Source organism: Bacillus oleivorans (genome assembly GCF_900207585.1).
In the GTDB taxonomy this organism is placed as follows: Bacteria; Bacillota; Bacilli; order Bacillales; family JC228; genus Bacillus_BF; species Bacillus_BF oleivorans.
In genome coordinates this window covers 93,335-116,182 of sequence record NZ_OAOP01000008.1, presented here as the reverse complement: position 1 = coordinate 116,182, position 22,848 = coordinate 93,335, and the positions used below count along the sequence as shown (strand labels likewise).

At 38.8% G+C, this 22,848-nt stretch carries 27 protein-coding genes and 1 riboswitch; of the genes, 14 read left to right on the top strand and 13 right to left on the bottom strand.

The window, feature by feature from the left end; genetic code table 11:
* Positions 1-18: 18 nt before the first annotated feature.
* The 4 genes from CRO56_RS16640 to CRO56_RS16620 all read left to right on the top strand — a co-directional run bounded on the left by CRO56_RS16640 (position 19) and on the right by CRO56_RS16620 (position 2,599).
* On the top strand, positions 19-336 hold the full coding sequence (locus CRO56_RS16640; protein WP_097159759.1) for a hypothetical protein: 318 nt from the start codon (positions 19-21) through the stop codon (positions 334-336).
* Positions 337-408: 72 nt separating this feature from the next.
* Positions 409-696, top strand: coding sequence for a hypothetical protein (locus CRO56_RS16635; RefSeq protein WP_097159758.1), 288 nt, complete (start codon positions 409-411; stop codon positions 694-696).
* 114 nt (positions 697-810) lie between these two features.
* Entirely contained in the window at positions 811-1,407 is a 597-nt protein-coding gene (locus tag CRO56_RS16630; RefSeq protein ID WP_097159757.1) for a DUF6944 family repetitive protein, read from the top strand.
* Between the two features lie 358 nt (positions 1,408-1,765).
* Positions 1,766-2,599 (top strand): M55 family metallopeptidase, encoded by an 834-nt coding sequence (locus CRO56_RS16620; RefSeq protein WP_179714317.1) that lies wholly within the window; start codon positions 1,766-1,768, stop codon positions 2,597-2,599.
* 87 nt (positions 2,600-2,686) lie between these two features.
* Here the strand turns inward: CRO56_RS16620 and CRO56_RS16615 are convergent, their stop codons facing one another.
* From CRO56_RS16615 to CRO56_RS16600, 4 genes are all read right to left on the bottom strand, one after another.
* The gene (locus CRO56_RS16615; RefSeq protein WP_097159754.1) at positions 2,687-3,043 is read right to left on the bottom strand and encodes a VOC family protein; all 357 of its coding nucleotides are present in this window, start codon (positions 3,041-3,043) and stop codon (positions 2,687-2,689) included.
* A 66-nt stretch (positions 3,044-3,109) separates the two neighbouring features.
* Complete coding sequence (locus CRO56_RS16610; RefSeq protein WP_097159753.1) at positions 3,110-3,466, bottom strand: VOC family protein; 357 nt, start codon at positions 3,464-3,466, stop codon at positions 3,110-3,112.
* Between the two features lie 54 nt (positions 3,467-3,520).
* Complete coding sequence (locus tag CRO56_RS16605; RefSeq protein WP_097159752.1) at positions 3,521-4,435, bottom strand: DUF899 family protein; 915 nt, start codon at positions 4,433-4,435, stop codon at positions 3,521-3,523.
* A gap of 75 nt (positions 4,436-4,510) precedes the next feature.
* Positions 4,511-5,287 (bottom strand): helix-turn-helix transcriptional regulator, encoded by a 777-nt coding sequence (locus tag CRO56_RS16600; protein ID WP_097159751.1) that lies wholly within the window; start codon positions 5,285-5,287, stop codon positions 4,511-4,513.
* A 198-nt stretch (positions 5,288-5,485) separates the two neighbouring features.
* Between CRO56_RS16600 and CRO56_RS16595 the strand changes: the two genes are divergently transcribed.
* The 7 genes from CRO56_RS16595 to CRO56_RS16565 all read left to right on the top strand — a co-directional run bounded on the left by CRO56_RS16595 (position 5,486) and on the right by CRO56_RS16565 (position 12,175).
* The gene (locus CRO56_RS16595) at positions 5,486-7,276 is read left to right on the top strand and encodes a S9 family peptidase (RefSeq protein ID WP_097159750.1); all 1,791 of its coding nucleotides are present in this window, start codon (positions 5,486-5,488) and stop codon (positions 7,274-7,276) included.
* A 417-nt stretch (positions 7,277-7,693) separates the two neighbouring features.
* Entirely contained in the window at positions 7,694-8,251 is a 558-nt protein-coding gene (locus CRO56_RS16590; protein ID WP_097159749.1) for a PadR family transcriptional regulator, read from the top strand.
* A 5-nt stretch (positions 8,252-8,256) separates the two neighbouring features.
* Positions 8,257-8,733, top strand: coding sequence for a DUF4188 domain-containing protein (locus tag CRO56_RS16585; protein ID WP_097159748.1), 477 nt, complete (start codon positions 8,257-8,259; stop codon positions 8,731-8,733).
* Positions 8,734-8,854: 121 nt separating this feature from the next.
* Entirely contained in the window at positions 8,855-9,907 is a 1,053-nt protein-coding gene (locus CRO56_RS16580) for a DmpA family aminopeptidase (RefSeq protein WP_097159747.1), read from the top strand.
* A gap of 283 nt (positions 9,908-10,190) precedes the next feature.
* Complete coding sequence (locus tag CRO56_RS16575; protein WP_097159746.1) at positions 10,191-11,081, top strand: carbon-nitrogen hydrolase family protein; 891 nt, start codon at positions 10,191-10,193, stop codon at positions 11,079-11,081.
* A 44-nt stretch (positions 11,082-11,125) separates the two neighbouring features.
* On the top strand, positions 11,126-11,797 hold the full coding sequence (locus tag CRO56_RS16570; protein WP_097159745.1) for a GNAT family acetyltransferase: 672 nt from the start codon (positions 11,126-11,128) through the stop codon (positions 11,795-11,797).
* Between the two features lie 63 nt (positions 11,798-11,860).
* On the top strand, positions 11,861-12,175 hold the full coding sequence (locus CRO56_RS16565; protein WP_097159744.1) for an MGMT family protein: 315 nt from the start codon (positions 11,861-11,863) through the stop codon (positions 12,173-12,175).
* Between the two features lie 205 nt (positions 12,176-12,380).
* Here CRO56_RS16565 and CRO56_RS16560 read toward each other — a convergent pair whose 3' ends face one another.
* The 7 genes from CRO56_RS16560 to CRO56_RS16530 form a co-directional block, all read right to left on the bottom strand.
* The gene (locus CRO56_RS16560; RefSeq protein ID WP_097159743.1) at positions 12,381-13,148 is read right to left on the bottom strand and encodes a TraR/DksA C4-type zinc finger protein; all 768 of its coding nucleotides are present in this window, start codon (positions 13,146-13,148) and stop codon (positions 12,381-12,383) included.
* A gap of 128 nt (positions 13,149-13,276) precedes the next feature.
* Positions 13,277-13,807 (bottom strand): undecaprenyl-diphosphatase, encoded by a 531-nt coding sequence (locus CRO56_RS16555; protein WP_097159742.1) that lies wholly within the window; start codon positions 13,805-13,807, stop codon positions 13,277-13,279.
* Positions 13,808-13,932: 125 nt separating this feature from the next.
* On the bottom strand, positions 13,933-15,039 hold the full coding sequence (locus tag CRO56_RS16550) for an iron-containing alcohol dehydrogenase family protein (RefSeq protein WP_097159741.1): 1,107 nt from the start codon (positions 15,037-15,039) through the stop codon (positions 13,933-13,935).
* A gap of 70 nt (positions 15,040-15,109) precedes the next feature.
* Positions 15,110-15,934: a MetQ/NlpA family ABC transporter substrate-binding protein gene (locus tag CRO56_RS16545; protein WP_097159740.1), complete on the bottom strand. Its 825-nt coding sequence runs from the start codon at positions 15,932-15,934 to the stop codon at positions 15,110-15,112.
* A 63-nt stretch (positions 15,935-15,997) separates the two neighbouring features.
* Positions 15,998-16,666, bottom strand: coding sequence for a methionine ABC transporter permease (locus tag CRO56_RS16540; RefSeq protein WP_097159739.1), 669 nt, complete (start codon positions 16,664-16,666; stop codon positions 15,998-16,000).
* Complete coding sequence (locus CRO56_RS16535; RefSeq protein WP_097159738.1) at positions 16,653-17,669, bottom strand: methionine ABC transporter ATP-binding protein; 1,017 nt, start codon at positions 17,667-17,669, stop codon at positions 16,653-16,655. The genes CRO56_RS16540 and CRO56_RS16535 overlap by 14 nt, the downstream gene beginning before the upstream one ends.
* 77 nt (positions 17,670-17,746) lie before the next feature.
* Positions 17,747-17,851: riboswitch (SAM riboswitch) on the bottom strand.
* Between the two features lie 263 nt (positions 17,852-18,114).
* Positions 18,115-18,609 (bottom strand): SRPBCC family protein, encoded by a 495-nt coding sequence (locus tag CRO56_RS16530; RefSeq protein ID WP_097159737.1) that lies wholly within the window; start codon positions 18,607-18,609, stop codon positions 18,115-18,117.
* Between the two features lie 159 nt (positions 18,610-18,768).
* On the opposite strand from CRO56_RS16530, the gene CRO56_RS16525 reads away from it, so the two are divergent.
* Positions 18,769-18,948, top strand: a complete 180-nt coding sequence (locus CRO56_RS16525; protein ID WP_097159736.1) for an H-type small acid-soluble spore protein — start codon at positions 18,769-18,771, stop codon at positions 18,946-18,948.
* A gap of 80 nt (positions 18,949-19,028) precedes the next feature.
* Here the strand turns inward: CRO56_RS16525 and CRO56_RS16520 are convergent, their stop codons facing one another.
* Positions 19,029-19,532, bottom strand: coding sequence for a metallophosphoesterase family protein (locus tag CRO56_RS16520; RefSeq protein WP_097159735.1), 504 nt, complete (start codon positions 19,530-19,532; stop codon positions 19,029-19,031).
* Between the two features lie 165 nt (positions 19,533-19,697).
* On the opposite strand from CRO56_RS16520, the gene CRO56_RS16515 reads away from it, so the two are divergent.
* On the top strand, positions 19,698-19,928 hold the full coding sequence (locus tag CRO56_RS16515) for a hypothetical protein (protein ID WP_097159734.1): 231 nt from the start codon (positions 19,698-19,700) through the stop codon (positions 19,926-19,928).
* 233 nt (positions 19,929-20,161) lie between these two features.
* Complete coding sequence (locus CRO56_RS16510) at positions 20,162-21,418, top strand: ATP-binding protein (RefSeq protein ID WP_245855937.1); 1,257 nt, start codon at positions 20,162-20,164, stop codon at positions 21,416-21,418.
* A gap of 74 nt (positions 21,419-21,492) precedes the next feature.
* Here the strand turns inward: CRO56_RS16510 and CRO56_RS16505 are convergent, their stop codons facing one another.
* Entirely contained in the window at positions 21,493-22,788 is a 1,296-nt protein-coding gene (locus tag CRO56_RS16505; RefSeq protein WP_097159732.1) for an ammonium transporter, read from the bottom strand.
* Positions 22,789-22,848: the final 60 nt, after the last annotated feature.

The window sequence follows — 22,848 nt, the reverse complement described above, 5'->3', positions numbered from 1 at the left end:
AAAGGGGTGAAAACATCTATGAGTTTAAAACCATGGTTTGCAGGCAGCAATGGTGGTAATGGCGGTGAGGCAGAAGCAGAAGCTGAAGCAGAAGCTCTAGTCAAAAATAAGATTGACAACGAGTCAAAAAGTGATAGTGAAAGCGATAGCGAAAGCAAAAGCAAAAACCAAAATGACATCCACATTAATGTCGACAACAAAATCGAAGACAGCGGCAACGCTAAAGTAGATCTCGAAGTTAATGTAGATGCAAAAACTCAAGCAAAAGTTCGTTCTCGTGCTGAAGCTGAGCAAGATCAAGAACAAGAGCAGGAGCAAGAGCAAGAACAAGACTAAACCTTTGAATAAAAGGATAACCGATGGGTGGGTTGGACAAGCCCACCCACTTTAGTCAGGAAGATGGTATATATGGGATTTCCTTTAGGCAATTCAAGAATCAACGAGGGAGACCTTAATCAGATTTGGAATACAAATGATTTATCCGTCCGAGAAAGCGGTAATTCAGACGTTGATGTAAACGTGAATGTGAACGTGGATACTCGTCCCATAGCGTATGCGATATTACTTGCTATGTATGGAAATGGACAGCTTTCAAGTGGAGAATTGAATACTGCAATTAGAAAGTTAGATGAACTAATCCACCGAGCTGAAAGAAGAAATAGACAACAATCATCTAGTCCGTGGTTAAATTATTAAAGAGTCCCTCTATTGGCAGATGGGACTCTTTTCCTCTGATTAATGACTTCATGCCAACTTTACCTGCCCTTTTGCATATACTGAGTATTATTCTCTGAATTGGGCGGTTGTCAGATGGAAGAACAAGACAAATTAATATTTGGAGCATGGGTGCAAGCCATCGGAACGGTTATCGCTGCTATCGGCAGTACTCCTATACAAAAACTTCCCAGTGAATGGAGAGAAGCTTTTAGCTTATGGGGCAATGTTATGCAAGCCACTGGAAATGCACTTGTAGCCGATGGAGAAGATGAGTTTTATGAAAGGGTTGGCAATGAAATACAAGCTATTGGTAATGTCACTGTTGTTGCCGGTTTAGTAATCGAATTTGAAGGTGATATTGGAGAAAGATTAAATATTACGGGAAATTGGATGCAATCTTTGGGAGCAGCAACTGCATTTGGCTATGAGTTAGATCAGGAACCTGATGATTCTTTGCCCCTTGAAATATCAGGAAACTTATTACAAATGCTCGGGAATGCCATGCAGGCACTTGGCGGAATTTATAAATTAGAGGAAAAAAAGGACAGGTATTCATTTAGCTCAAAAAATCATGATGATTTATCTCAGTCCCTCGAAGTGAATGGAAGCTGGATACAAGCAGTAGGGTCAGTTCTCTCATTGCTTGCTAACTTAAAAGAAACATCAAACAAAGCAGCCAATTCAAATTAGGGCAATAAATGATCTTAAATAAATATACTACTTTTCTATTTTTCGACCTCTCGCGGCTATATATTTTCGGATTGAATATGTAAGATAAATTTTAATACTAATCAGAACTGAAATGACCCCAGCCAAAATCAAAATAAATATAGGAAGCGGAAGATATTTGAGACCTTGAAAAAACAGGGATGAAACAATGATGGATACTGCAAATAAAATCGCAGTATTTTTTCCGGCTCTTTTGTTTTTTATTTTCAATTAAATCACCTCAATATGTCGGCCTATGATTGTTTCATAAAAGGATTATCACCACAACATGGAGAAATTATACAGTATAATAGGTTACAGTTTTATTGGAGGTGGAATGATGAGAATTTATATTTGTGCCGATGGCGAAGGAATTTCAGGCATTGTCAGTTCTGAGGAAATGCATTACAAAGGCCGAGAATGGGAGCATTTCCGCAAACTGATGACGATGGATGTTAATGTTGCGATTGCAGGCGCTTTTGAAGCAGGAGCCACTGAAGTCGTGGTGAATGATGCTCATTGGAATAGTTTAAATTTAATATATGAAGAATTGGATCCAAGAGCGGATATAATTAGGGGATCGACAAAGGAATTAAGTATGGTCCATCAAATAGACCAAGCTGATGGTTTATTTTTTATTGGTCTTCACGCAAAAGTTGGACATTCACATGGAGTTGGAAATGAATCGTATTTTGGTCCTGAGATGTATGAGTTGAGGATGAATGGAAAACCAATTGGAGAATTGGAGCTTTTTGGTGCAATCGCAGGATACTACGATGTTCCTGTTTTAATGGTTTCTGGGGATGACTGTTTAGCGGCTGAAGCCCAAGAGTCTATCGGCGACATTGAAACTGCTGTTGTTAAATATTCGATAAATCGGTTCGCAGCAAGGTGTTTGTCACTGGAAAGAGCCCATAAAGAAATAAAGGAAAAAGCGTTTCGGGCAGTTAAAAGATTCAAGGAAATAAATCCATTTAAAGTCGAAGGTCCGGTTGAATTTGAAGTGGAGTGGACAGGTACCGCCGAATGTAAAAAAGCTAGCCTCGTTCCTGGTACATATGTGAAATCTCCGAGAATTATAGCTTATAAAGGGGAAACCGTTTTGGAGGCCTGGAAGGGCATTTATCCTGCGATGCTCTTGGGAGCGTCTGCTTTTGATAAGTATTATGGATAGAAAGAGTACGAAGAGCCTCTTCCATTAAAGAAAATAGGCTCTTTTATAATGTGAATCATTTTTCCCTCTTGTAAGAAAAGAATTTTCCTAGTTCTCTTTCGTTATGTATTCAAACAGCCCAATCAGATTTCCCCATGGGTCAGAAAATGTTGCCCATTTGACGGGTACCTCAGGTCTTGACTCAATTTCAAAATAATCAACCCCTAATTCCTCCACAAGTCTTTTTCGTTCCGCTTCAAGCTGATCAATTCCAACTCGAAATGGCCCGCTTCCCTTTGCTGGGGTCCCTTGAGCGACTTGAAGCCAGCATTTAGGAATGATTTCCCATTCTGCAAACCCTTCGTGCGGGATAAAATCAGGTTCTTTTTGAAGGAATGATGTATACCAGTACAGTCCTTTTGTAAAATCCTGAACCCGTACTTGGATTGTCATTTCATAAATCATTAAAAACTCCACCTTTATTAATCTTGAAAAATCGGTACCGAAATCATCCAGTACCGATAGATTTTCTTACTTAGAAAATTCCAGTATTTCAATCTGATTGCCAGTTGGATCTTCAATCACAGTGTACCTTCCTGGCGGACACGGTTTTGGTTCATCAAATATTACTGTAACTCCTTTTTCACGCAGTGCTTGAATGTCTTCATCTAATTTTTCCGAAACAAGTGCAGGAAGCACATTCCCTTTAGGAGGTAAATGAAGGTCATTCGCTTTCTCTAGTATGATTGGAAGATCTTTATGCTGTAAGCTTACTATGGATTCACCATAGTACTTGGATACTTGAAAGCCAAGCAACTCGGAATAAAAATAAAGGGATTCTTGGATATCTTTCACTTTAATTGTTAATGCACATATTTCATTTAACATAAATGCTCTCCTTTTCTAAAAATAAAGGTTTAGCTATGGGGAAAGACCATACATTTATTTAGTTCCTTGGAACAAGTGAAACTTCAATCCATATGGGTCTTGAAACATCTCGCTTTTCTCATGGAATACCTTGGTTATCTTACATCCTGCTTCGATTAATTTCATTTTTGCTTCTTGGTAATCACTTACGGATAACTCAAAGAAAACTTGGCCTGGTTCGACTTGTTCGGCTGCTTTTTCAATATAAAAGTTGGTTCCGCCTAAGCTTAACCTTGACTCATTTGCGATAACTCTATCTTGCGCCATGCCAATTATATTTTGATAGAAAGCAAGAGCCTTCTCGTAATCTTGTACCTGAACGGCGATATTATGAGTCAGCCGGAAAGGGGCACGATCATTTAAATCTTTAGTTGGACGATAGTCCTCATAGCCAGATGGAAGTAAATCAAATAATGGCCAGACTATACAATAATCATCTCCGGGACCGAATGGGGCAGTTGCGCCTTGAAAAATTCTGCCTTCCTGATCACGCCGAAAAACGGAAACTCCAGGCATGTACTGTTTTCCCTTGGCAAAACCGACATCTTCCTTAAAGGTTTGACTATGAGAGGATACCACCGGGAAGGTCCAGCGTCGTTCCGCGGCAAAATCACCCAATACACTTGGTTCATCTGGTGATTCCAAAACAAAAGCGGCCTTGCGGGCAATGTGATGGTAAAGACTTGAGAACCCGTCTGCCCACATCGTACAATAGGAACAAGCTTTTCCCATATTATGTATAACGATCAATTCATTTTTATCGCAAAATAAGTCCGATAGGTAAACAGTGTCTCCATCCGGGTTTAAAAATGCATAATTTTGTACAGGTCTCTCAGCTTTTGCCTTTCGCATCTGGGCAAGTTTAATCTTTTTCTCATGTATTTCTGCTTCAAGCTGTTCGATTTGCTGTTCTAAGTCAACAGTGTTCATCTGTAATCAGTCCTTTCATTTTTACTTAATAGTAATGCAAAATCATTTGAAAAATTTCTTCTAGTTTGCTGACCGTTATGACTTTTTATCATTTTCAAATAATAAATATGGAAGATTTATTAAGATCGGCGGATCAAAAGGCAGCGGCTCACGCAATTCTATTTTTACTTCTATGTTGGAATCTTCGGAAACAATGATTTTATCTGATTTTCCGCGAAGCGACGTTTTTGATATAATGTAATTTTTAGGATTAAGTCCCCATGGAAGACCTGCTGCCATAACATAGTATTCTCCCTTTGGAACTTCGGAGAACACACAATATTTTTGGGTATGTTTAATGGCTGTTCCAACTGCTGGACGCTGATCAGGAATCGGCCTAGGAAATAATCCAATAAATATTAGTCCTTTAAAGGAGGCAGGGGCTTCGATATAACTAGTCACATAAGGTACTCTTCGGATATTCTCTCCTATTGTGCTGCCGCCCTTTTCCTGATACTTCTGCAGTTGCTGAGCATAGGTGCTTGTTTTTTTACGAAATGATTTGGGTGATAAGCCCACGTATTGCTTAAAGCGACTCGAGAATGAGCCCATGCTGCGGAAACCGATCGAGAGGAGAGTTTTTAAATTGGAATCTGTTGAATGTAAGAGAAGAAACTTACTTGATTCGATGCGGAGAGCAGACAAATAATGACGGGGCGTGATACCAGTAACCTCTTTAAAAATACGGATAAAATGGTATGTACTATAGCCAACATGAGCAGCAATCTCCTCTGTTGTTATTTCTTTGTCCAGATACTGATACATATAATCAATCGCCTTTTCTGTCATTTTAATATGTTCACTTTCAGTCATTTTGCACCCTCCAGATTGAGTTTCACATTCCTTATATTCCACAAAACTAGTAAAAAACCTCTCTTATAAATATAATCCTTATTCCAAAGATTATTTTCCTAAAATATAATAATTTTCTAAAATTTAGAAACAACCTCTCACTACTATTCAACAAATATGCTAGAATAGTAGTACTTTTTAAAAAAAGGAGTGGGGTCAATGATAAAGTTTCCGAAACCGGATGTGGAGCAATTTTTTCGAACACTTTTAATCCAGGACTTTACGGTTCGTCCTGATGAAAAGCAGCTGGTTTTCAGTACGAATTTAAGCGGTCATTATAATTTATGGGCAATGGATTTGCCGAATCAATTTCCTTATCAGCTCACCTTTAAAGATCAGAGTGCACAAGCACTCCATTATGCGAAAACGGGCGATTTTATTATAGTTGGGTTTGATCAGGATGGGGATGAAAATACACAGCTGTATGCGCTTCAGCCGCATGGAGGAGAATTGGTGCCTGTCCGGGTGCAAGAGAAGGAACGTCATTTCCTAGCGAGCGTTTCAAAAGATGGCAAACGCCTCTATTATACAGGAACTAAGTATAATCCCCGATTTTTAAATTCTTATGTTTACAGCCTCGAAACCGGCGAAGAAAAAATGATTTTAGAAGGTAAGGAAGCACCTACTTTTATTGCTGCAGTCAGCCCTGATGAAAGCAGTCTTGTTTATGTTAAAAATTACGGCAATACATATTCGCTTGCTTATGTTCATACTAATAACGGAGATTTATTATTAACACCAGAAACCGCTGAACAGCATACAGTATCCCAATTGGTCTATACATCGGAAAATGAAATCTACTTTTTAACGGACTATGATGCTGATCTTTCCTACTTAGCTAAGTTTAATTTAGAGACAAAAGAGTTTTCTAAAGTCCTTGAAGTAGAAGGTGAAGATTTTTCTGATGTCAAATACAGTAAAAAAGATAACCTTCTTTATTTAGTTGGGTCCTATGGGGTTGAAGACCGGTTATATCAATATGATTTAGCAGGTGGCAAGCTAACACAGCTAAAAGCACCGACCAGTGTCATCGTAAAGGCAGCAATCATGGATAGCGGAAACCTTTATTTACTGGGTCGAGATGCGACAAGACCATTTAATATTTTTAAATCAACTGATCGGGGAAGTACTTGGGAGGAGCTTACTCATTACCGGGTGCCAGGCGTAAAAGATGAAGATCTTGTTGAGCCAGAAGTGTTAAGGTATCCCTCTTTTGATGGACTTGAAATTGAAGCTCTTTTCTTTAGAGCAAAAAAAGAAAACTCGAACGGTCATGTGATCCTCTGGCCGCATGGAGGACCGCAATCATTAGAGAGAAAATGGTTCAGGGCTCGATTCCAATTTCTTGTTAATCGCGGTTACTCGATTTTTGCTCCTAACTTCCGCGGTTCGTCGAACTATGGCCTTACGTTTATGAAAATGGTAGAAGGAGACTGGGGGCATGGTCCGCGCCTTGATAACATTGAGGGTCTCGAATGGCTAATTAAAAATGGCTATGCCGACCGTGATAAAATTTTATTAATGGGCGGAAGCTATGGCGGATATATGGCGCTGCTCCTTCATGGCCGACATGCTGATTACTTTAAAGCCGTTGTTGATATTTTTGGCGTCAGCAACTTATTCTCATTCTACGAATCAGTTCCAGAGTTTTGGAAGCCATTTATGAACCAATGGGTGGGTGACCCCGTTAAGGATAAAGATAAGCTAACAGAAGACTCGCCAATTACTCATTTAGACGGAATGGTTAAACCAATGCTGGTCATTCAAGGGGCGAATGACCCCCGTGTGGTCAAAGCCGAATCGGACCAGGTTGTAGACGCATTAAGAGCAAAGGGCAGGGATGTGGAATATCTTGTTCTAGAAGATGAAGGGCATGGCTTCTCGAAGAAAGAAAATGAAATCAAGGTAGACCGGAAAATTCTAGAGTTTTTTGAGCGGTTTGCAGACTGAATATATGGAATGTAGGAGGTAGAAAGGGGCCAATTTTTTGGTCCCTTTTTTGATTTTGCCGAGGAATCATAATTTTGAATTCGGGTTTACAGTCCGATCGAAGTTAATTGATATTAACCCTTAAAGTAAAGGACATAGGATCCGTTATTTGTAAAAAAACTCTGGCTTGAATGGACGAAGCGGACATACAATCCGCTATTTCACAAAATTCAGCAAAAAATAGCAGTGAATTCGCCTAATAACGGAACCTATGTCCTATTATTTCAAAAATCCCCCTATTTATCTTAAATAACGGAATCCATGTCCTATAAATTCGTCGGAAATCCCTTTTTTATTAGGAAAATGTTGACATAAAAAACAGAATGTCATATTATATATCTAAAAGATATATATCAAAGAGATATAAGGAGACCTTCTATGGCAAAAGAAAATTATACAAAATATGTGCTATTAGGGATGCTCACAACAAAATGTCGGACTGGATATGCCATTAAACAGATGATTGATCAGAGTATCTCGCATTTCTGGAAAATTAGTTATGGCCAAATTTATCCGAACCTAAAAAGGCTTGTAGAGGAGGGGCTGGCTACTGTTGAGGATACCAGTCAGGAAGGATTGCCGGATAAAAAAGAGTATCAAATTACTGAAACAGGAAAACAGGTACTGCAAGAATGGCTAAAGGAGCCAATATCAATCATTCCTACTGAAAAAAATGAGCTTTTACTCAAACTCTTTTTTAGCAGACATCAGGCTTCTGATTCGGCGGTTAAACAAATCCGCTCGTATCAAGAAAAGCTCCAGGAACGTCTTAACACTTATTTGGGGATTGAAAAAATAATCCGTACGGATCAGGATGATGCAGAGGATGCTATGTTTTGGCTGATTACTTTGGATTATGGTCAACGGACAACTAAGGCAATTCTAGAGTGGTGTGAAGTAAGCATTGAAAAACTTTTGAAAAAAAGTGAGGAGTGAGCTTAATGGGCAAAGAGGTGCATGCGGGCCGTTTTATGGCGCAGCCGGGGGAGGATGTTGTCATCTTTTTAATTGGCATGAGGGTGAATAAATGGTGGGCAATCCATCAATGGTGGCCGGTTTTTATGGCAATGCCTGCAATGTTAAAGGAGCTTTATACACGTAAAGAATTAGGCTTTCGCTCCCTTGAAATGACAGTGAATTTCAGAACTATTCTACTAGTCCAGTATTGGAAATCGTTCGAGGATTTAAAGGCATATGCAAGAGGCCCTATCCATTTAAAGGCATGGAGGCATTTTTATAAAAAAGTGAGTCAATCCAAAGCAGTGGGAATATATCATGAAACGTACCAACTGTCTCCTGGAAAATACGAATGCTTTTATGCGAATATGCCTGTCTTTGGACTGGCAAAAGCTATTGGACATAAGGAAGTCACTATTCAGTACCAATCAGCTGAAAAGCGGATGAATACATCATCTTAATAGGGAGTTTATCGAACCCGGCACTTTTACAAGTTCCGGGTTGTTATATTTATGATGAAAATGAATCAATAGTTGGTAGAATAAAAGTATCAATAAAAATAGGAGTAAAGGAGCAGAAGGTATGAAAATAAGAGAACGGGGTATTTCGATTGGCAGGCTGCAACCTGGGCCGAAAAACTGTATTACGGATGTGGAAGGTGTAAAGGTGGGACATGTCACATTAGATTACCCGATTGAAGATCAAAGGGGAGAGTATGCTTGTACGGGAGTAACAGCGATACTTCCGCATGGCGGAAATCTTTTTAAAGAAAAGGTAACTGCGGCCTCTTATGTGATCAATGGTTTCGGGAAAACAACGGGGCTCGTACAAATCGATGAATTAGGAATGATTGAATCTCCTATTATGTTAACCAACACTTTTGCTGTTCCTGCTGTTGCCCATGGTACGCTCCAATATATGTTAGCTGACAATCCTGAAATAGGGGAAACAACAGGAACTATCAATATTGTCGTAGGGGAATGTAATGACAGTCTTCTAAATTCTATTCGACTTTTGCCTGTAAAACCTGAACATGCCATAGAAGCGATCGAAAAAGCATCAGATTCCATAGTCCAAGAAGGGGCTGTCGGCGCCGGAAAAGGAATGGTTTGCTTTGGCTATAAAGGTGGAGTTGGGAGCTCTTCCCGTCAGATTCAAGATGAGAAAAGTGAAGAAAGATACATAATAGGGTCTTTAGTTGTCACCAATTTTGGCAAAAAAGAAGAATTCCAAACGGTGCGCTATCAAGCAGTGAAGGCAGAGGATGAGATGGCTTTGCAGAAACCGGCAGATGGGTCGATTATGATGGTACTGGCAACTAATGCCCCATTGAGTGACCGCCAATTAAAAAGGCTAGCTAAACGGTGTGGTATTGGTCTAGGAAGAACAGGAAGCCATTATAGTCATGGCAGCGGGGATATAGTAATTGCTTTCTCAACTGCGAATAAGACAAATCATTTCTCCTCTCATGTAACTGAAAATCATAGACAGCTGCGCGATGATCATCCTATTTTGAATCAGTTATTTATGGGTGCGGCCGAAGCAACTGAAGAAGCGATTTTAAATTCGCTATCACAAGCAGAAACTACGACCGGAAGAAAAGGGCATATTGCATACCAATATCCATTTGAATAACAGTCCTGTTTTTTCTTGATATCAATAGCTAAAAAATTACATAGAATGGGTTTAGGTGAGTATAAGAAAATAGGATTAATCTAACTGCGATTAACATTTTTTGCTTTATTTACAGTGCATGATTTGTTTCAATCTGCCCCTTATTTGTGTGCTGCAATCTATTTCTTTATATCATTTAAAAAGTTTTACTTGAAAAATTTCACTAACCGTTCAATAATCTTGTTAGTGTGTACTTTTAAAACCCCATTTGGGAATAAAAGATAGAAGAAAAGGGGGATCTTATATGAAATTTCGAGTTTCTGCAGTTCAATATGAATTAAAAACAATCCGTTCTTTTGAAGAGTTTGCAAAGCAGTCAGAACACTATGTGAAGACAGCTGCAGAATTTGGGGCAGACTTTGTTCTATTTCCTGAATTTTTTACAACTCAATTAATGTCCATTGGCGATGAAAATGGGAACGCCTTATCAATAAATGATTTACCTGAGTTTACGGCACGATATTTAGAGTTGTTTTCTTCTTTTGCGATGCAAACAGGCATGCATATTGTGGGAGGAACCCATGTCATTAGAAGAGGGGAACGTCTTTATAATGTAGCCCATTTATTTTATCCAGATGGGCGAATTGGCGAACAGGCCAAGCTTCATATCACGCCAACTGAGGTACATGAGTGGAACATGGCACCTGGGGAAGACTTTAAAATTTTTGAAACAGATAAGGGAAAAATTGCTATTCTAACTTGTTATGATATTGAATTTCCTGAAATTGTCCGTATGGCTAAAGCCAAAGGGGCAGATGTCATTTTTGTTCCATCCTGTACAGATGACAGACATGGTTTTTACCGTGTTCGATACACCAGCCATGCACGAGCTGTCGAAAATCAAGTATATGTTGTGCTTACTGGAACAGTGGGTTCCCTTCCAACCGTTGATTTTATGAGAGCCAATTTTGGTCAGGCTGCTATTATTACCCCAAATGATATTCCTTTTCCTCCTCGCGGAATCTTAGCTGAAGGAGAAATTAATAATGATATGATTATTACGGCAGACCTTGATTTAAACCTGCTTTATGAAGTGCGTGAAAAAGGTTCTGTTACCACATGGAGAGACCGCAGAACTGATTTATATCCGGATTGGGAAGCTGAGGAAAAAGTTACAGTCTCACCCAACTGCTAATCTAGTAAATAAATAACACTACGTTTAATAAAAGGAGCAGACCAATGGAGTACAAACGTATTACCTCTATTCAAGATCCGCTATTTGAAAAGATGCATAATTTAATGAAGGAAGTTTTTCCTCCAGAAGAAGTATTAGAATTTGACTTATGGAAGGAACCTCTCGAAGATCCTGGAATTCGTGTATTTGTTGCCGTTCACGAAGATGAAGTGGTAGGAGCCACTGAATACCGGTATTATCCTGACTGGAATATCGCGATGACTGACTTTACTATTATTGGGAAGCCAGGACTTGGGATTGGTCCATTTTTAGTGAAACAGCGTGCACGTGATTTAGCTGAACTGGCAGCTGCAAATGGCAAGCAATTATTTGGGATGTTTGCCGAGATTTATGATCCATATCGGGTTAAAGAACATGATTTTGGCGGAATTATGCCAATGAATCCATATGTACGCAGAGAAGTATTGGCTCACTTAGGCTATAAGCGATTAGACTTTTCTTATGTCCACCCTTCCTGGAATAATGATGGTGAAGCCGTAGCCGGATTAGATTTATGTTTTATGCCGACGAATGAAGCAATTTCTGAAATAGAAGCAAATCTTGTAGTGAACTTTTTAAAACGTTATTATTCAGTTCTTCCTGAAAAACCGACAGAATGGGTACAAATGATAGAGGAACTTGAAACCAAAGAAACAGTACATCTGCTCCCGTTATAATTAGGACGAAAGACCCTCAGGTTCTGAGGGTTTCTATTTTTTTATAGGAAGGGGTTGAAATCATTGCAGCCATTTACGAAACAAGTGATTAGGATCATTCAGAATATCCCGCCTGGTAAAGTTATGACATATGGACAAATTGCCCGTTTAGCAGGCAGTCCGAGAAGTGCAAGACAGGTCGTTAGGATTCTGCACTCCATGAGTGAAAAACATAATCTTCCATGGCACAGAGTCGTTAATAGCAAAGGGGAAATAGGTATAAAAGAAGAGGAATTCTTTTTAGTTCAGATAATGTCACTAGAGAGTGAAGGAGTTGAGTTTAGTAAGAATAATAAGATTGACCTTGAACTGTATCAATTCACTCCTTTTTACAATTAATGTGCTGTTGATGCTTGAAATAAAATTTTACAAAATATAAACAGAATATTGTATATTTTTTTAAAAAAGAGTATAGTATAGGATAAGAATTATTTCCAAAGAGCGGTGCTTTGATTCTATACAAAGCAGCGTTCTTTTATTTTTCACTAGAAATATAAACAAAGGCGGGATGAATCCCGGCCTTGTTTAAAAGTTTAGATATGAGTTAACGTTTCCTCTTTTTCCGATCTTCCACATATGGATCATGTTCATAAGCTGGTAAATCTCCAAATGTTGTCATAATGCCTTCTTCATCTAATGCTTGTTCAAAATCTTCATGCTGGGATGTCGGATAAACCGTTATATTTTTTCCTTCTATATCATTTCCAATGAAATTTTCAAAATCCTCAACATAGCCTACATTTTCATCATATTCCACATAGTTATCATTATAGCTGGTAGGAGGGACAAAAAAATCAGATGGACTTTCAGATGTACCAAATGTTGCTACTTCCTGCCATGAATCCTCTGCATCAAATGCCACGGACTCATCCTTTTCGTCAAGATCCCATTTTCCGAATGGCGGCATTAATACGTCTTCTTCAATCGGCCGCTGATGAGAAACATTTTGATCAAGGCTGTGTTCTTTGCAATAAAAGGTTGTTGGGATCGCTTCGAGACGTTCAAATGAGATTTCCTTACCGCAAGTTTTACATTTTCCATAGCTGCCGTCATTGATTGCCCGCAGCGCATTTTCAATATTTTCTAATTCATATTCTTGGTGTTGTTTTAATGCAATATCCTTTTCCCGTTCAAATAATTCAGTTCCCTCATCTGCAGGATGATTATCATAACTGGACAATTCCCCCATCGATTCGTGATCATGTCCCCGTTCTAAATTAAAATGGTCGTTCTTTTCTAGCCTATCTTCTATTTCCTGTTTCATTTCAACGAGAGATTGTTGTAAAGATTGAATCTGCTGTGGTGTTAACATGTTGACTTCCCCCTTAAGAATTGCGTCTCTGCTTTAGTTTTAGTTTGTTTGCTTCAATTCATAATTGGTAAATCGTGTTTACGTATTTTTTGTATTATAAAATTCAGATTATGTCCAAAAGCTATCTATTAGTTATCTCTGCTTAAACAATAATTTCTATTTTTAGAAATAAGAAAAAATGCTTCAACCAAAAGACTTGTCCCACTTCCAATGATCGCACTTCTGATAATGTCAGCAGGATAATGATGTCCCACCCAAATTCTCGAGAACCCAGTTAACAGGGAGAAAAGAGTCAAAATGATTCCCAGCACTCGTTCGCGAAGCAGCAGGGAATTTGAGATTGCAAAGGCTAACACGGTATGTTTACTTGGAAAAGAAGAGTCAAGCTTTGAAGGTATTAATATTCCGACTTTCTGTTTAATAAAGGGACGCGGTCTATAGTAAAAGATTTTTATAATTCTGTTTAAAAAAAGGCCAGCTGCCATAGAGATGGCCGCATTACGAACAGTTTCACGATGATTTCCGCCTTTGAAAAATAAAAACAGCAGTATGAATAGATATACATACCGTGCTTTTTTCGAGAAAAAGATCATAATCTCGTCTAAGATCGGGATATTGCCCGACTTTGAAATAATCGCTTGAAAGAGTTTGGTGTCCATCTAACATTCTCCTTTTGCTATAGGTGTAATGTCCCCTATTCGGAGAAAAACATGTATATGCTCTGGAGATATGATTGGTATGAAAAAACAAAATCGCCCGCAATAGCAGACGATTTGTATCTGAATTATGATAAGACATGAGTTGTTTCTTTTTGTATGTAAATTTCTAAATCGATAAAGGCCTGATAAAGCTTTTCGGATGTAAAGCTGCCCTTCATAAAATGAATCGACTCAGAAGGCTTTACGATTGCTTCAGAAATACGAAGAAACTTTTCCTGATCATCAAGTTTTAATCCTAAATGCTCTAACAAATAGGGAAGCTGCAGGGATTTGTAAAAAGGGAACAGTCTTTTAATTTCGTCCCAGTTTTCTTCGAGAACCAGCTGAATTAAAATTCCGTACGCCACTTTTTCCCCGTGCAATAAATGATGGGTTTCCTCTAAAACAGTTAGTCCATTGTGAACAGCGTGTGCACCAGAAATTCGGCCAAATTGGTCACCATAGCCTCCGACCATTCCTCCAGCAACTATATTAGTTTCAATAACTTTCAGAAGGGAAGGGGAGATTTCTCCTGCTTCAAGATCATTAATGGCATTTGTACTTTGTTCAATCAGAACATCTCGGCAAAGCAGGGCAGCGTGGTGAGCGATCGTTACAGCTAGAGGAGGGTCTTTAAGCTCTCTAATCATTACATCTGCTTCATACCATTTAGCTAACGTATCTGCAATTCCAGCAATTAAATATCGAGCTGGGGAGGATAAGAATGCTCTTGGCTCAATAAAAACATATAAACTGCTTCTGGGAAAAATCGAATAGTGCGTAAAGCTCCCTGTCTCATCATAAAACACACTTAAAGGAGTCCAAGCTGCACAGGTAGAGGCTAGAGTTGGAATTAATACTGCATCTATGTTTGTCTGATTCGCGGCTGCCTTAGTAATATCAAGGATTTTTCCTCCGCCAATCCCAATAATAGCTTGAGCATCCTCGTTTTTCGCAATTTGACTAATTCTGTTAACCTCTCCTAAGGTACACTCACCATTGTAGGAGACAAAGGTAAAGGATTGACTGCTTCTATCGATTGGAAAGAAGGGGGAAATCGCATTCCAAGATTTCTCGCCATGAAGGACGATACATTTGGTAATGTGATTAGACAGAAGCAAAGCGTCTAATTTATGCAGAATTCCAACTTCACAAGAGTAATAAGAAGGTGCTCCTCGTACTTCTAGATTCATTTTAATCCACTCCTTTGTCATTATGTATGGATAAGAAAATAACGCCAGTTCTCACCGGCGTCATTTCAAATTAACGGTTTAACATCCATTCAGGCTTACCGAAGCCTTGGAATTCTTCATCAATAACAGCTTCAAATTCAGCCGATTCAACTGCTTCTTTAATATCTTTTGCAAATTGTGCTTCTAAATCTTTTGTATTAACTACGACGCGGTTGCGGTATTGATCCGGCATATTCTCTAATACTAGCGCATCAAGTAAATTCATACTGGCTGCTAATGCAAAGTTACCTGGAACAGCAGAAAGGTCTACACTTTCAACAGCACGCGGCAGCTGACCCGCTTCAATTGGCTCAAACTTTAGGTTTTTTACATTTTCGTCAATATCTTTTTCTGATACAGTTAAAGGATCTGCATCTGCAGAGATGGTAATTAATCCGGCATCTTCTAGAATTAAAAAGGCACGAGCAGCATTTGTCGGGTCATTAGGAATTGCAATTGTAGCACCTTCAGAAATGTCTTCCATCGAAGCAAATTTGTTTGAGTAGATACCCATTGGTGCTGTTGGAACCGAAATTAATTCAGAAAGTTCCATATCGTTTTCCTTTGCAAAGCTTTCCATGTAAATTAAATGCTGGAACAGGTTTGCATCAATATCTCCATTAGCAAGAGCTTTGTTTGGCTGAATATAATCACTGAATTCTATTAATTCTACTTCATAGCCTTTTTCCTCTAAGATCGGCTGAATCGCTTTGGTTACCATATCACTGTATGGGCCAGCAGTTGCCCCAAAAGTAATTTTTTTCTCTTCAGAAGCACTTCCGCCAGAACTTTCACTGCCACAGGCAGCCAGCAGTAAGGATAAAGCTAAAATCAATAGTGATGCAACTTTCTTCATGTTTGTTTCCCCCATATAATAAAAATTTTTATATATATAAAAGATGTAAGGCTCCAAATTCCTTTATCTTTTATCAACAAGTTTTGAAAAACGGTCCCCCAAAAATTGAATAAGCTGAACTAAGCAAATTAAAACAACAACAGTGGTAATCATGACAGTATCATCGTAGCGGTAATAGCCAAATCTGATTGCAAGGTCACCGACACCGCCGCCGCCAACTGTTCCTGCCATTGCAGAGTAGGCAATTAAACTAATGACCGTTAGTGTAATGCCCTGAATAATTCCAGGTTTGGCCTCTGAAATCAAAACATCTTTTATAATCATCCAAGGAGATGCACCCGCAGCTACTGCAGCTTCAATAATTCCTTTATCGATTTCACGGAGTGATTGCTCCACAAGCCTTGCGAAAAAAGGTATAGCTGCAACTGATAGCGATACGGAAGCAGCGGTTGGACCTATGGTTGTTCCGGCAATCAGATTCGCTAATGGCAATAAAGCTATAAGCAGAATAATAAAAGGAATCGAGCGAATCATATTGACGATAAAGCCAAGAACACTTTTAATCGGTCCATTTTGTAAAAATAATCCTTTATCGGTGACAAACAAGAGTATCCCTGTCGGCAATCCGAAAATAAATCCGGCAAGCATTGCAATACCGACCATATAAATGGTTTCAAAAAAAGCTATGTTGAGTTCAGGAAGTAATTCTATGATTCTATCAAGCAACGTCATCGTAAATCACCTCCAAATGTTCAGTTCTCAGTGTAATGTACTCAATTGCCTTTTCAACTTCGCTAGATTCACCTAATACTTCCATGATGAAAATGCCAAGTGGCGTCTCCTGAATATATTCAATTTTTCCATGAAGGATATTTCCTTTCACTTTAAATCGCTGAAATACTTCTGAGACAACCGATTCCTCGGCAACAGAGCCTTTAAATTGGATTTTAATAATTTTTCCTTTCCGGTTTGATAGTAAATAATCTGGAAGCTCAAACTGGAGAACACTGTTGATAAATTCTTTCGTTAGCGGCTGAACCGGATTAGCAAAGATTTCATAAACCGGCCCTTCTTCGACGATTTTTCCGCTTTGCATAATCGCCATTCGGTCACAAATTTCTTTTACAACTTCCATTTCGTGAGTAATTAAGACAATCGTGATTCCTAGCTCGTGATTTATTTTTTTTAACAAATTCAGAATAGATTTGGTTGTACTTGGGTCGAGTGCGGAAGTCGCTTCATCACAAAGCAGCACAGACGGGTTATTGGCTAGGGCACGGGCAATCCCGACACGCTGCTTTTGCCCGCCGCTCAGCTGGGAAGGGTAGACATCCCGTTTGTCAGATAGACCAACCATTTCAAGTAAAACTTTTACTCTTTCTTCAATCTCGTGCTTAGATTTATGAGCTGCTTTTAAAGCAAATGCAATATTTTCAAAAACGGTTTTAGATTTTACTAGGTGAAAATGTTGAAAAATCATCCCAATTTTTAATCGGGCTGTCCTCAATTCTTTATTGTTTAACTTGGTAAGAGATAGACCATCTACGATGATCTCACCAGAGTTTGGTTTTTCCAAAAGGTTTAAACATCGCAGCAGTGAACTTTTTCCCGCACCGCTGTATCCTACAATTCCAAAAATTTCGCCACGATTTATCGTTAAAGAAACATTATCGACGCCTATTACTTTTTCTTTTTTTGTTTCATAGATTTTTACTAAATTTTTCACTTCGATCATGTTCATTCCTCCTTCACAGATCGTTTGCAATAAAAAAGCCTCTTTCATTCGAAAGAGGCATCGTTCATTGCAATCACGACTTATCTTTCAGAATGAGATACATTCTGCAGGAAGTGGCACCGTTCCAAATGGAGGTTGCCGGACGTCATAGGGCCTGATCCCTCAGTCACTCTTGATAAGTAACCTATTATTTTGTCAATTCAGCTAAAAGAAATAATAAAACTGAGAAGCTTGAAAGTCAATAGGTTTTTTCAATAAGACTCAGTCAGGAAACGCTTACATACAAGCGGGAGTAGTGTGAAAAAATTTCAAAAAGTTTTGATTACTGATAAACGTGCAAAATTCGTTGATAAACCAGTCACGATCCATAGATAAGAGCTACTTAATTTATAACGAAATAAAAAAAGGCGATCAGCCCAGAAATTAACTTGGATGCCTTTGTCTATTAAATGAAAGCTGCTGCGATTTTTTCTGCATAGTAGATATGCAGCTCTTCCCATCGATCCCATGGGAAATCTAGTTCCTTACCATCCAGTGATGAAGACAGCATTTCTAGGTGAACATGCCACCCTGCAAGCATAGTAGGCAAATGGGTCGGATCGGAAAAGTTCTGAGTAAAGTACAGCTGACATCCTTGGCCCTTGTTCTGCAATTCCCAGTGAACGAGAGAAGCCTCAGGACTATCTGTTTCCCAAATGAATTCAAACACATACGGAACTTCAATTTTTTGAACCGTGCCTGCCATTACATTACCTTCTGTTTTTGTAAAGGTTAAAGTAAATGGAGCCCCTTCTTTAAGTTCAACTTCTGCCTCTGCCAGCCATTCAGACAGCTTTTCCGGCTGAGTCAGCCAATTCCAGACTTGTTCAACAGAATGATGAAATTGTCTTTCAAATATAGCTAAATATCCCTCATCCGCCTTTTTTACGACAGCTTCCATTCTAATCTCTCCTTATACTGGGTCTAACAACTTTTTATAGGTATCTCCGTCCATCTTACTAATATCACCTTTACCTGTAAAGTAATGACAAAAAAGAGCCATGTTCTCTAAAAAAATGGGAATACTAAGAATCCATCTTTAAAAATTGGAGGAATCTGCATGGATAAACTGCGCGCCCAACAAATTGCTGAATCTGGAGACATGAAGAAAGTTACTTACAATGGAACCTTCGTATATATTCAGCACGTGGATGAGAAGGGGGAAACAGCTAGAGTCTACCCGCTCGATGACCCAAGTCAAGAAGTAACGGTCAGTCTTAATGAGCTGCATGAAGAATAAGTTCACTTCTTTTTGGTCTAAATAGCACAAAAAGCATTCATTAATTGAATGCTTTTTTACGCTAGAAAAAGAAGTTCATACTAAGAAGTTTTATGATCAAAAAAATGGTGCTTAATAGTCAGCTGGTGTTTGATTTCGAGAATACCAAACGAATATTGGGGCTGAAATCTTTTATCAGTCGGAGACCCAGGGTTAAATAAGATAACATCATTATGCTTTTTTATGTATGGGATATGGGAATGTCCAAATATAATGAGGTCTGTCTTTTCGTTAGCAAAGGTATCATATGCCCGTACGGGAGTAGATTTAGCCTTACCCAAATGTCCATGGGTGACGCCAATTTTATGTCCGTTTATGTCTAATAGGATATGGTCTTCTAAAACCTTTATTAATTCGTCTGAATCTACATTTCCATATACCCCTTGAATAGGAGCCAGTTCTTTCAATTCTTCATACAATTCGATAGTAGTCCAATCCCCAGCATGGATAATCAGATCTGCATTCTGAATTGCTTCTATTACAATCATAGGTAAATGTTTAGCCCGTTTGGGCAAATGGGTGTCAGACATAATGATAATCTTCATTGTTTCCCTCCAGTATATGTAATATAGCAAATAGGAAAAGGGAATGAAACACTTCTGAAACTGATAGGAAAATAGTATGATTTTTTTGAAAAATGGTTAAAATTCCCTGAACTTTTGGGGGAATTTGTCGATAAAAAAAGAAAAAGTTTAAAAGGGGGGAGAGATATGTTTGATTTTAGCCAGGTGAAATCTGGGCCAGTAAATGGAATTGTCTTAGCAATGGGATCACTTTTTTTAGGAGCTTTTCTTGTTATTATTTTTGTTAATTTTATTTATAAACTGACCAATTGGGAAGTATTTCAGAGCAAAGACTTTTTAAGCTTACTTGGAATCGGCTACCTGGCTTTATGGGGCTATATCATGTTCTTTTTGGGAGGGTTAGACATATTTATATGAATATTGCTCTAACTTTCTGCAGCTGAGCATCCTATTTGGATGCTCTTTTTGCTCTTGATGAATAGGGAAATGGTCTAAAGTTGACGGAAATCACTAAACATAGATTAACGCGGAAATCGGCGATAAATGATAAACTTTTTTGTAAAAATATTGGGTAAATCTGCCTATATTGAAGGAAATAAATTCTTTTTGTCGTACTGTATACTTATATATGCATGGAGGGGGAAGGTCCATTGGTTGAAAAATTATTGTTGCATGTTTTGATTATTTTAGCACCTTACCTCTTTTTTAGTATTTTTTTTGATAATAAAAAATCAAAAAAAATGATTCTATTGCTTGGCATCATAAATGGGGTAGCGGCTATTTTGGTTATGTGTTTCCCCATATCTAATGGGGAAATAATATTTGACCTTCGCTATGTCCCATTAATTATTGCAACTTTGTATGGCGGACCTGTCTCTGGAGGAATTGTTCTGCTCATGATCCTTCTAAAACGGGCCATTGTTGGCGGGGATGCTTTGTTATATGGGTATATCGGAACGATCTTAGGATTTTTGCTTCCGCTTTATATAAATCGTTATTTCATGAAGTTTGCCCCTAAAATAAGAATAGGCATTGCGATTCTTCTTGGAGTCTGGCCGTCAATTTTTAATCTGATGATTATTATACTCTACCATTCAAACTTAGGGATTTCCTATTCTGAATATTCTAATTTCATGCAAGACTTTCTTTTTTTAGGCTCGATTCAAATTGTTGCCATTGGTTTTTCCGCAGTTCTCACAGAAGCTCTTATTGAAAGGAGTATGATGCAGGAAAAAATACAAAGAGCTGAAAAGTTGAATACATTGGGTGAACTGGCCGCATCGATCGCACATGAGGTCAGAAATCCTTTAACTGTAGTAAAAGGATTCCTACAGCTATTAGAACAAGAAGAGACCGGAAAAAAACGGGAATATCTGATCTTAGTTTTAAATGAATTAGGAAGAGCAGAAGTAATACTAAATGATTATTTAAATTTTGCCAAACCTAAGCTTGAAAATATTTCAGAGGTTGAGTTACACGATGTGCTTATAAAGGTTACACAATTGCTTGAACCGCTTGCTAACAAAGATGGGGTAACACTTCAATTTGCAAGTGAAGAAAAGTTCATTTTAAAAACTGACCGTTATCAGTTAAAACAAGCGCTTATTAATATCATTAAAAATGCGATAGAAGCAACCCCGGCCGGCGGATTTGTTACTGTTACCGCCACCGGAAATGATAATCAAGTTAGACTCGTAATTAAGGATACTGGAAAGGGAATGAGCAAAGAACAGCTAGAACATCTTGGAACCGTGTTTTACACGACTAAAGATAAAGGAACCGGGCTTGGAACCATGGTCTCAATTCGAATAATTGAAGCCATGAAAGGAAAAATAGAGTATTCCAGTAAGGTGGGGATGGGTACACAGGTAACAATAACCCTTCCTGTTATTAAAAAAATCGAATAAATAAAAAAATTAGATCAGGAAAAATAATATCGTACATAAAAAAGAAGGAGCTTGTCGATGCTCCTCCTTTTCTTTTAACTAGCCTGATTCTTTTTATTTATGATTCCAATGTGCTCAGGATATCCGTAAGACCCATGTTCGCTGATATCTAATCCGCTCATTTCTTCTTCTGCTGATACACGAAGACCGATTGTCTTTTTCAAGATAAATAGAACAGCGAAAGACACAGCGGCTACATAAGCAGCAGCTCCTAATACGCCGATGACTTGCACAAATAATTGCGCAAAACCGCCTCCGTAAAATAGTCCAGGCTGACCAATACCAGTAATCTCAACTAGTCTCGGAGAAGCGAACAACCCTGTTGAGATTGTACCAATTACACCCGCAATTCCGTGGACAGAAAAGGCGTAAACGGGATCGTCAAGCCCTTTCTTTTCAAAGTAGATAGACGTCCAGAATGTCACTGCACCGGCTGCAGCCCCGATTACAACAGCAGCCCAAGGTTCAACAAATGCACAGGAAGCGGTAATCGCAACTAATGCAGCTAAAACCCCATTAACAGTAGCAGGAATATCAGCTTTTCCAACTAATAGTTTTGCAGTAACTAATGCGGCAATTGCACCAGCAGCAGCGGCCAGGTTTGTCGTTAATGCTACATAAGTAAAGAAACCATCACCGACTGCCATCGTGCTGCCTGCGTTAAAGCCAAACCAGCAAATCCATAGGATGATTCCGCCCAATACAGTATACACCTGGTTATGTCCTGGGATGATATTTGGTGAGCCATCCTTATTAAATTTCCCTATCCGCGGTCCTAAGAGTATCGTTGCTACTAATGCAGCTACAGCACCCTGTAAGTGTACAACTGTTGATCCGGCAAAATCTTGCATTCCCATTGAGCCGAGCCAGCCGCCGCCCCAGACCCAGTGTCCGATAACAGGATAGATAAACATTGTAAATATAATTCCAAAAATAAAGTACACAATCAATTTTCCTCTTTCAGCAAATCCACCCCAAGCAATGGCTAATGAAACACCTACAAAAGCCAGCTGGAATAAAAATTTGAGTTCAAGAGGCACAACTGCCCAAGATAGAGATGAGAATGCGTCCTCTCCCCCGCTTAAAAACCATCCTGAAGTGCCAATGAATGAATTCCCATTCCCAAAAGTAATCGCGAATCCAATCGCCCAAAATCCAAGAGATGCAATCGCGAAGCTAATTATTTGCTTCCCAGCCACGTGACCAGAGTTCTTCATACGGGTTGAGCCAGCCTCTAAAAGAGCAAATCCTCCTTGCATGGCGATGACCAATATTGCTGCCAACATGACCCACAAAGAGTCTAAAGCTAAAGTAATTGCAGATGCATCCATTTCCATCCACTCCTTATGTTAAGTTTTATAACATGATATGTAATAATATAGAACATATTT

Coding starts and splice junctions, on each gene's coding strand:
- CRO56_RS16615 (WP_097159754.1), bottom strand. CDS start 3,043: ATGATTTATGAAATGACAATCCAAGTACGGGTTCAGGATTTTACAAAA.
- CRO56_RS16545 (WP_097159740.1), bottom strand. CDS start 15,934: ATGAAGAAAGTTGCATCACTATTGATTTTAGCTTTATCCTTACTGCTG.
- CRO56_RS16605 (WP_097159752.1), bottom strand. CDS start 4,435: ATGAACACTGTTGACTTAGAACAGCAAATCGAACAGCTTGAAGCAGAA.
- CRO56_RS16630 (WP_097159757.1), top strand. CDS start 811: ATGGAAGAACAAGACAAATTAATATTTGGAGCATGGGTGCAAGCCATC.
- CRO56_RS16610 (WP_097159753.1), bottom strand. CDS start 3,466: ATGTTAAATGAAATATGTGCATTAACAATTAAAGTGAAAGATATCCAA.
- CRO56_RS16530 (WP_097159737.1), bottom strand. CDS start 18,609: ATGGAAGCTGTCGTAAAAAAGGCGGATGAGGGATATTTAGCTATATTT.
- CRO56_RS16555 (WP_097159742.1), bottom strand. CDS start 13,807: ATGGACACCAAACTCTTTCAAGCGATTATTTCAAAGTCGGGCAATATC.
- CRO56_RS16550 (WP_097159741.1), bottom strand. CDS start 15,039: ATGAATCTAGAAGTACGAGGAGCACCTTCTTATTACTCTTGTGAAGTT.
- CRO56_RS16505 (WP_097159732.1), bottom strand. CDS start 22,788: ATGGATGCATCTGCAATTACTTTAGCTTTAGACTCTTTGTGGGTCATG.
- CRO56_RS16635 (WP_097159758.1), top strand. CDS start 409: ATGGGATTTCCTTTAGGCAATTCAAGAATCAACGAGGGAGACCTTAAT.
- CRO56_RS16585 (WP_097159748.1), top strand. CDS start 8,257: ATGGGCAAAGAGGTGCATGCGGGCCGTTTTATGGCGCAGCCGGGGGAG.
- CRO56_RS16535 (WP_097159738.1), bottom strand. CDS start 17,669: ATGATCGAAGTGAAAAATTTAGTAAAAATCTATGAAACAAAAAAAGAA.
- CRO56_RS16515 (WP_097159734.1), top strand. CDS start 19,698: ATGTTTGATTTTAGCCAGGTGAAATCTGGGCCAGTAAATGGAATTGTC.
- CRO56_RS16575 (WP_097159746.1), top strand. CDS start 10,191: ATGAAATTTCGAGTTTCTGCAGTTCAATATGAATTAAAAACAATCCGT.
- CRO56_RS16595 (WP_097159750.1), top strand. CDS start 5,486: ATGATAAAGTTTCCGAAACCGGATGTGGAGCAATTTTTTCGAACACTT.
- CRO56_RS16520 (WP_097159735.1), bottom strand. CDS start 19,532: ATGAAGATTATCATTATGTCTGACACCCATTTGCCCAAACGGGCTAAA.
- CRO56_RS16590 (WP_097159749.1), top strand. CDS start 7,694: ATGGCAAAAGAAAATTATACAAAATATGTGCTATTAGGGATGCTCACA.
- CRO56_RS16525 (WP_097159736.1), top strand. CDS start 18,769: ATGGATAAACTGCGCGCCCAACAAATTGCTGAATCTGGAGACATGAAG.
- CRO56_RS16570 (WP_097159745.1), top strand. CDS start 11,126: ATGGAGTACAAACGTATTACCTCTATTCAAGATCCGCTATTTGAAAAG.
- CRO56_RS16600 (WP_097159751.1), bottom strand. CDS start 5,287: ATGACTGAAAGTGAACATATTAAAATGACAGAAAAGGCGATTGATTAT.
- CRO56_RS16620 (WP_179714317.1), top strand. CDS start 1,766: ATGAGAATTTATATTTGTGCCGATGGCGAAGGAATTTCAGGCATTGTC.
- CRO56_RS16540 (WP_097159739.1), bottom strand. CDS start 16,666: ATGACGTTGCTTGATAGAATCATAGAATTACTTCCTGAACTCAACATA.
- CRO56_RS16560 (WP_097159743.1), bottom strand. CDS start 13,148: ATGTTAACACCACAGCAGATTCAATCTTTACAACAATCTCTCGTTGAA.
- CRO56_RS16580 (WP_097159747.1), top strand. CDS start 8,855: ATGAAAATAAGAGAACGGGGTATTTCGATTGGCAGGCTGCAACCTGGG.
- CRO56_RS16640 (WP_097159759.1), top strand. CDS start 19: ATGAGTTTAAAACCATGGTTTGCAGGCAGCAATGGTGGTAATGGCGGT.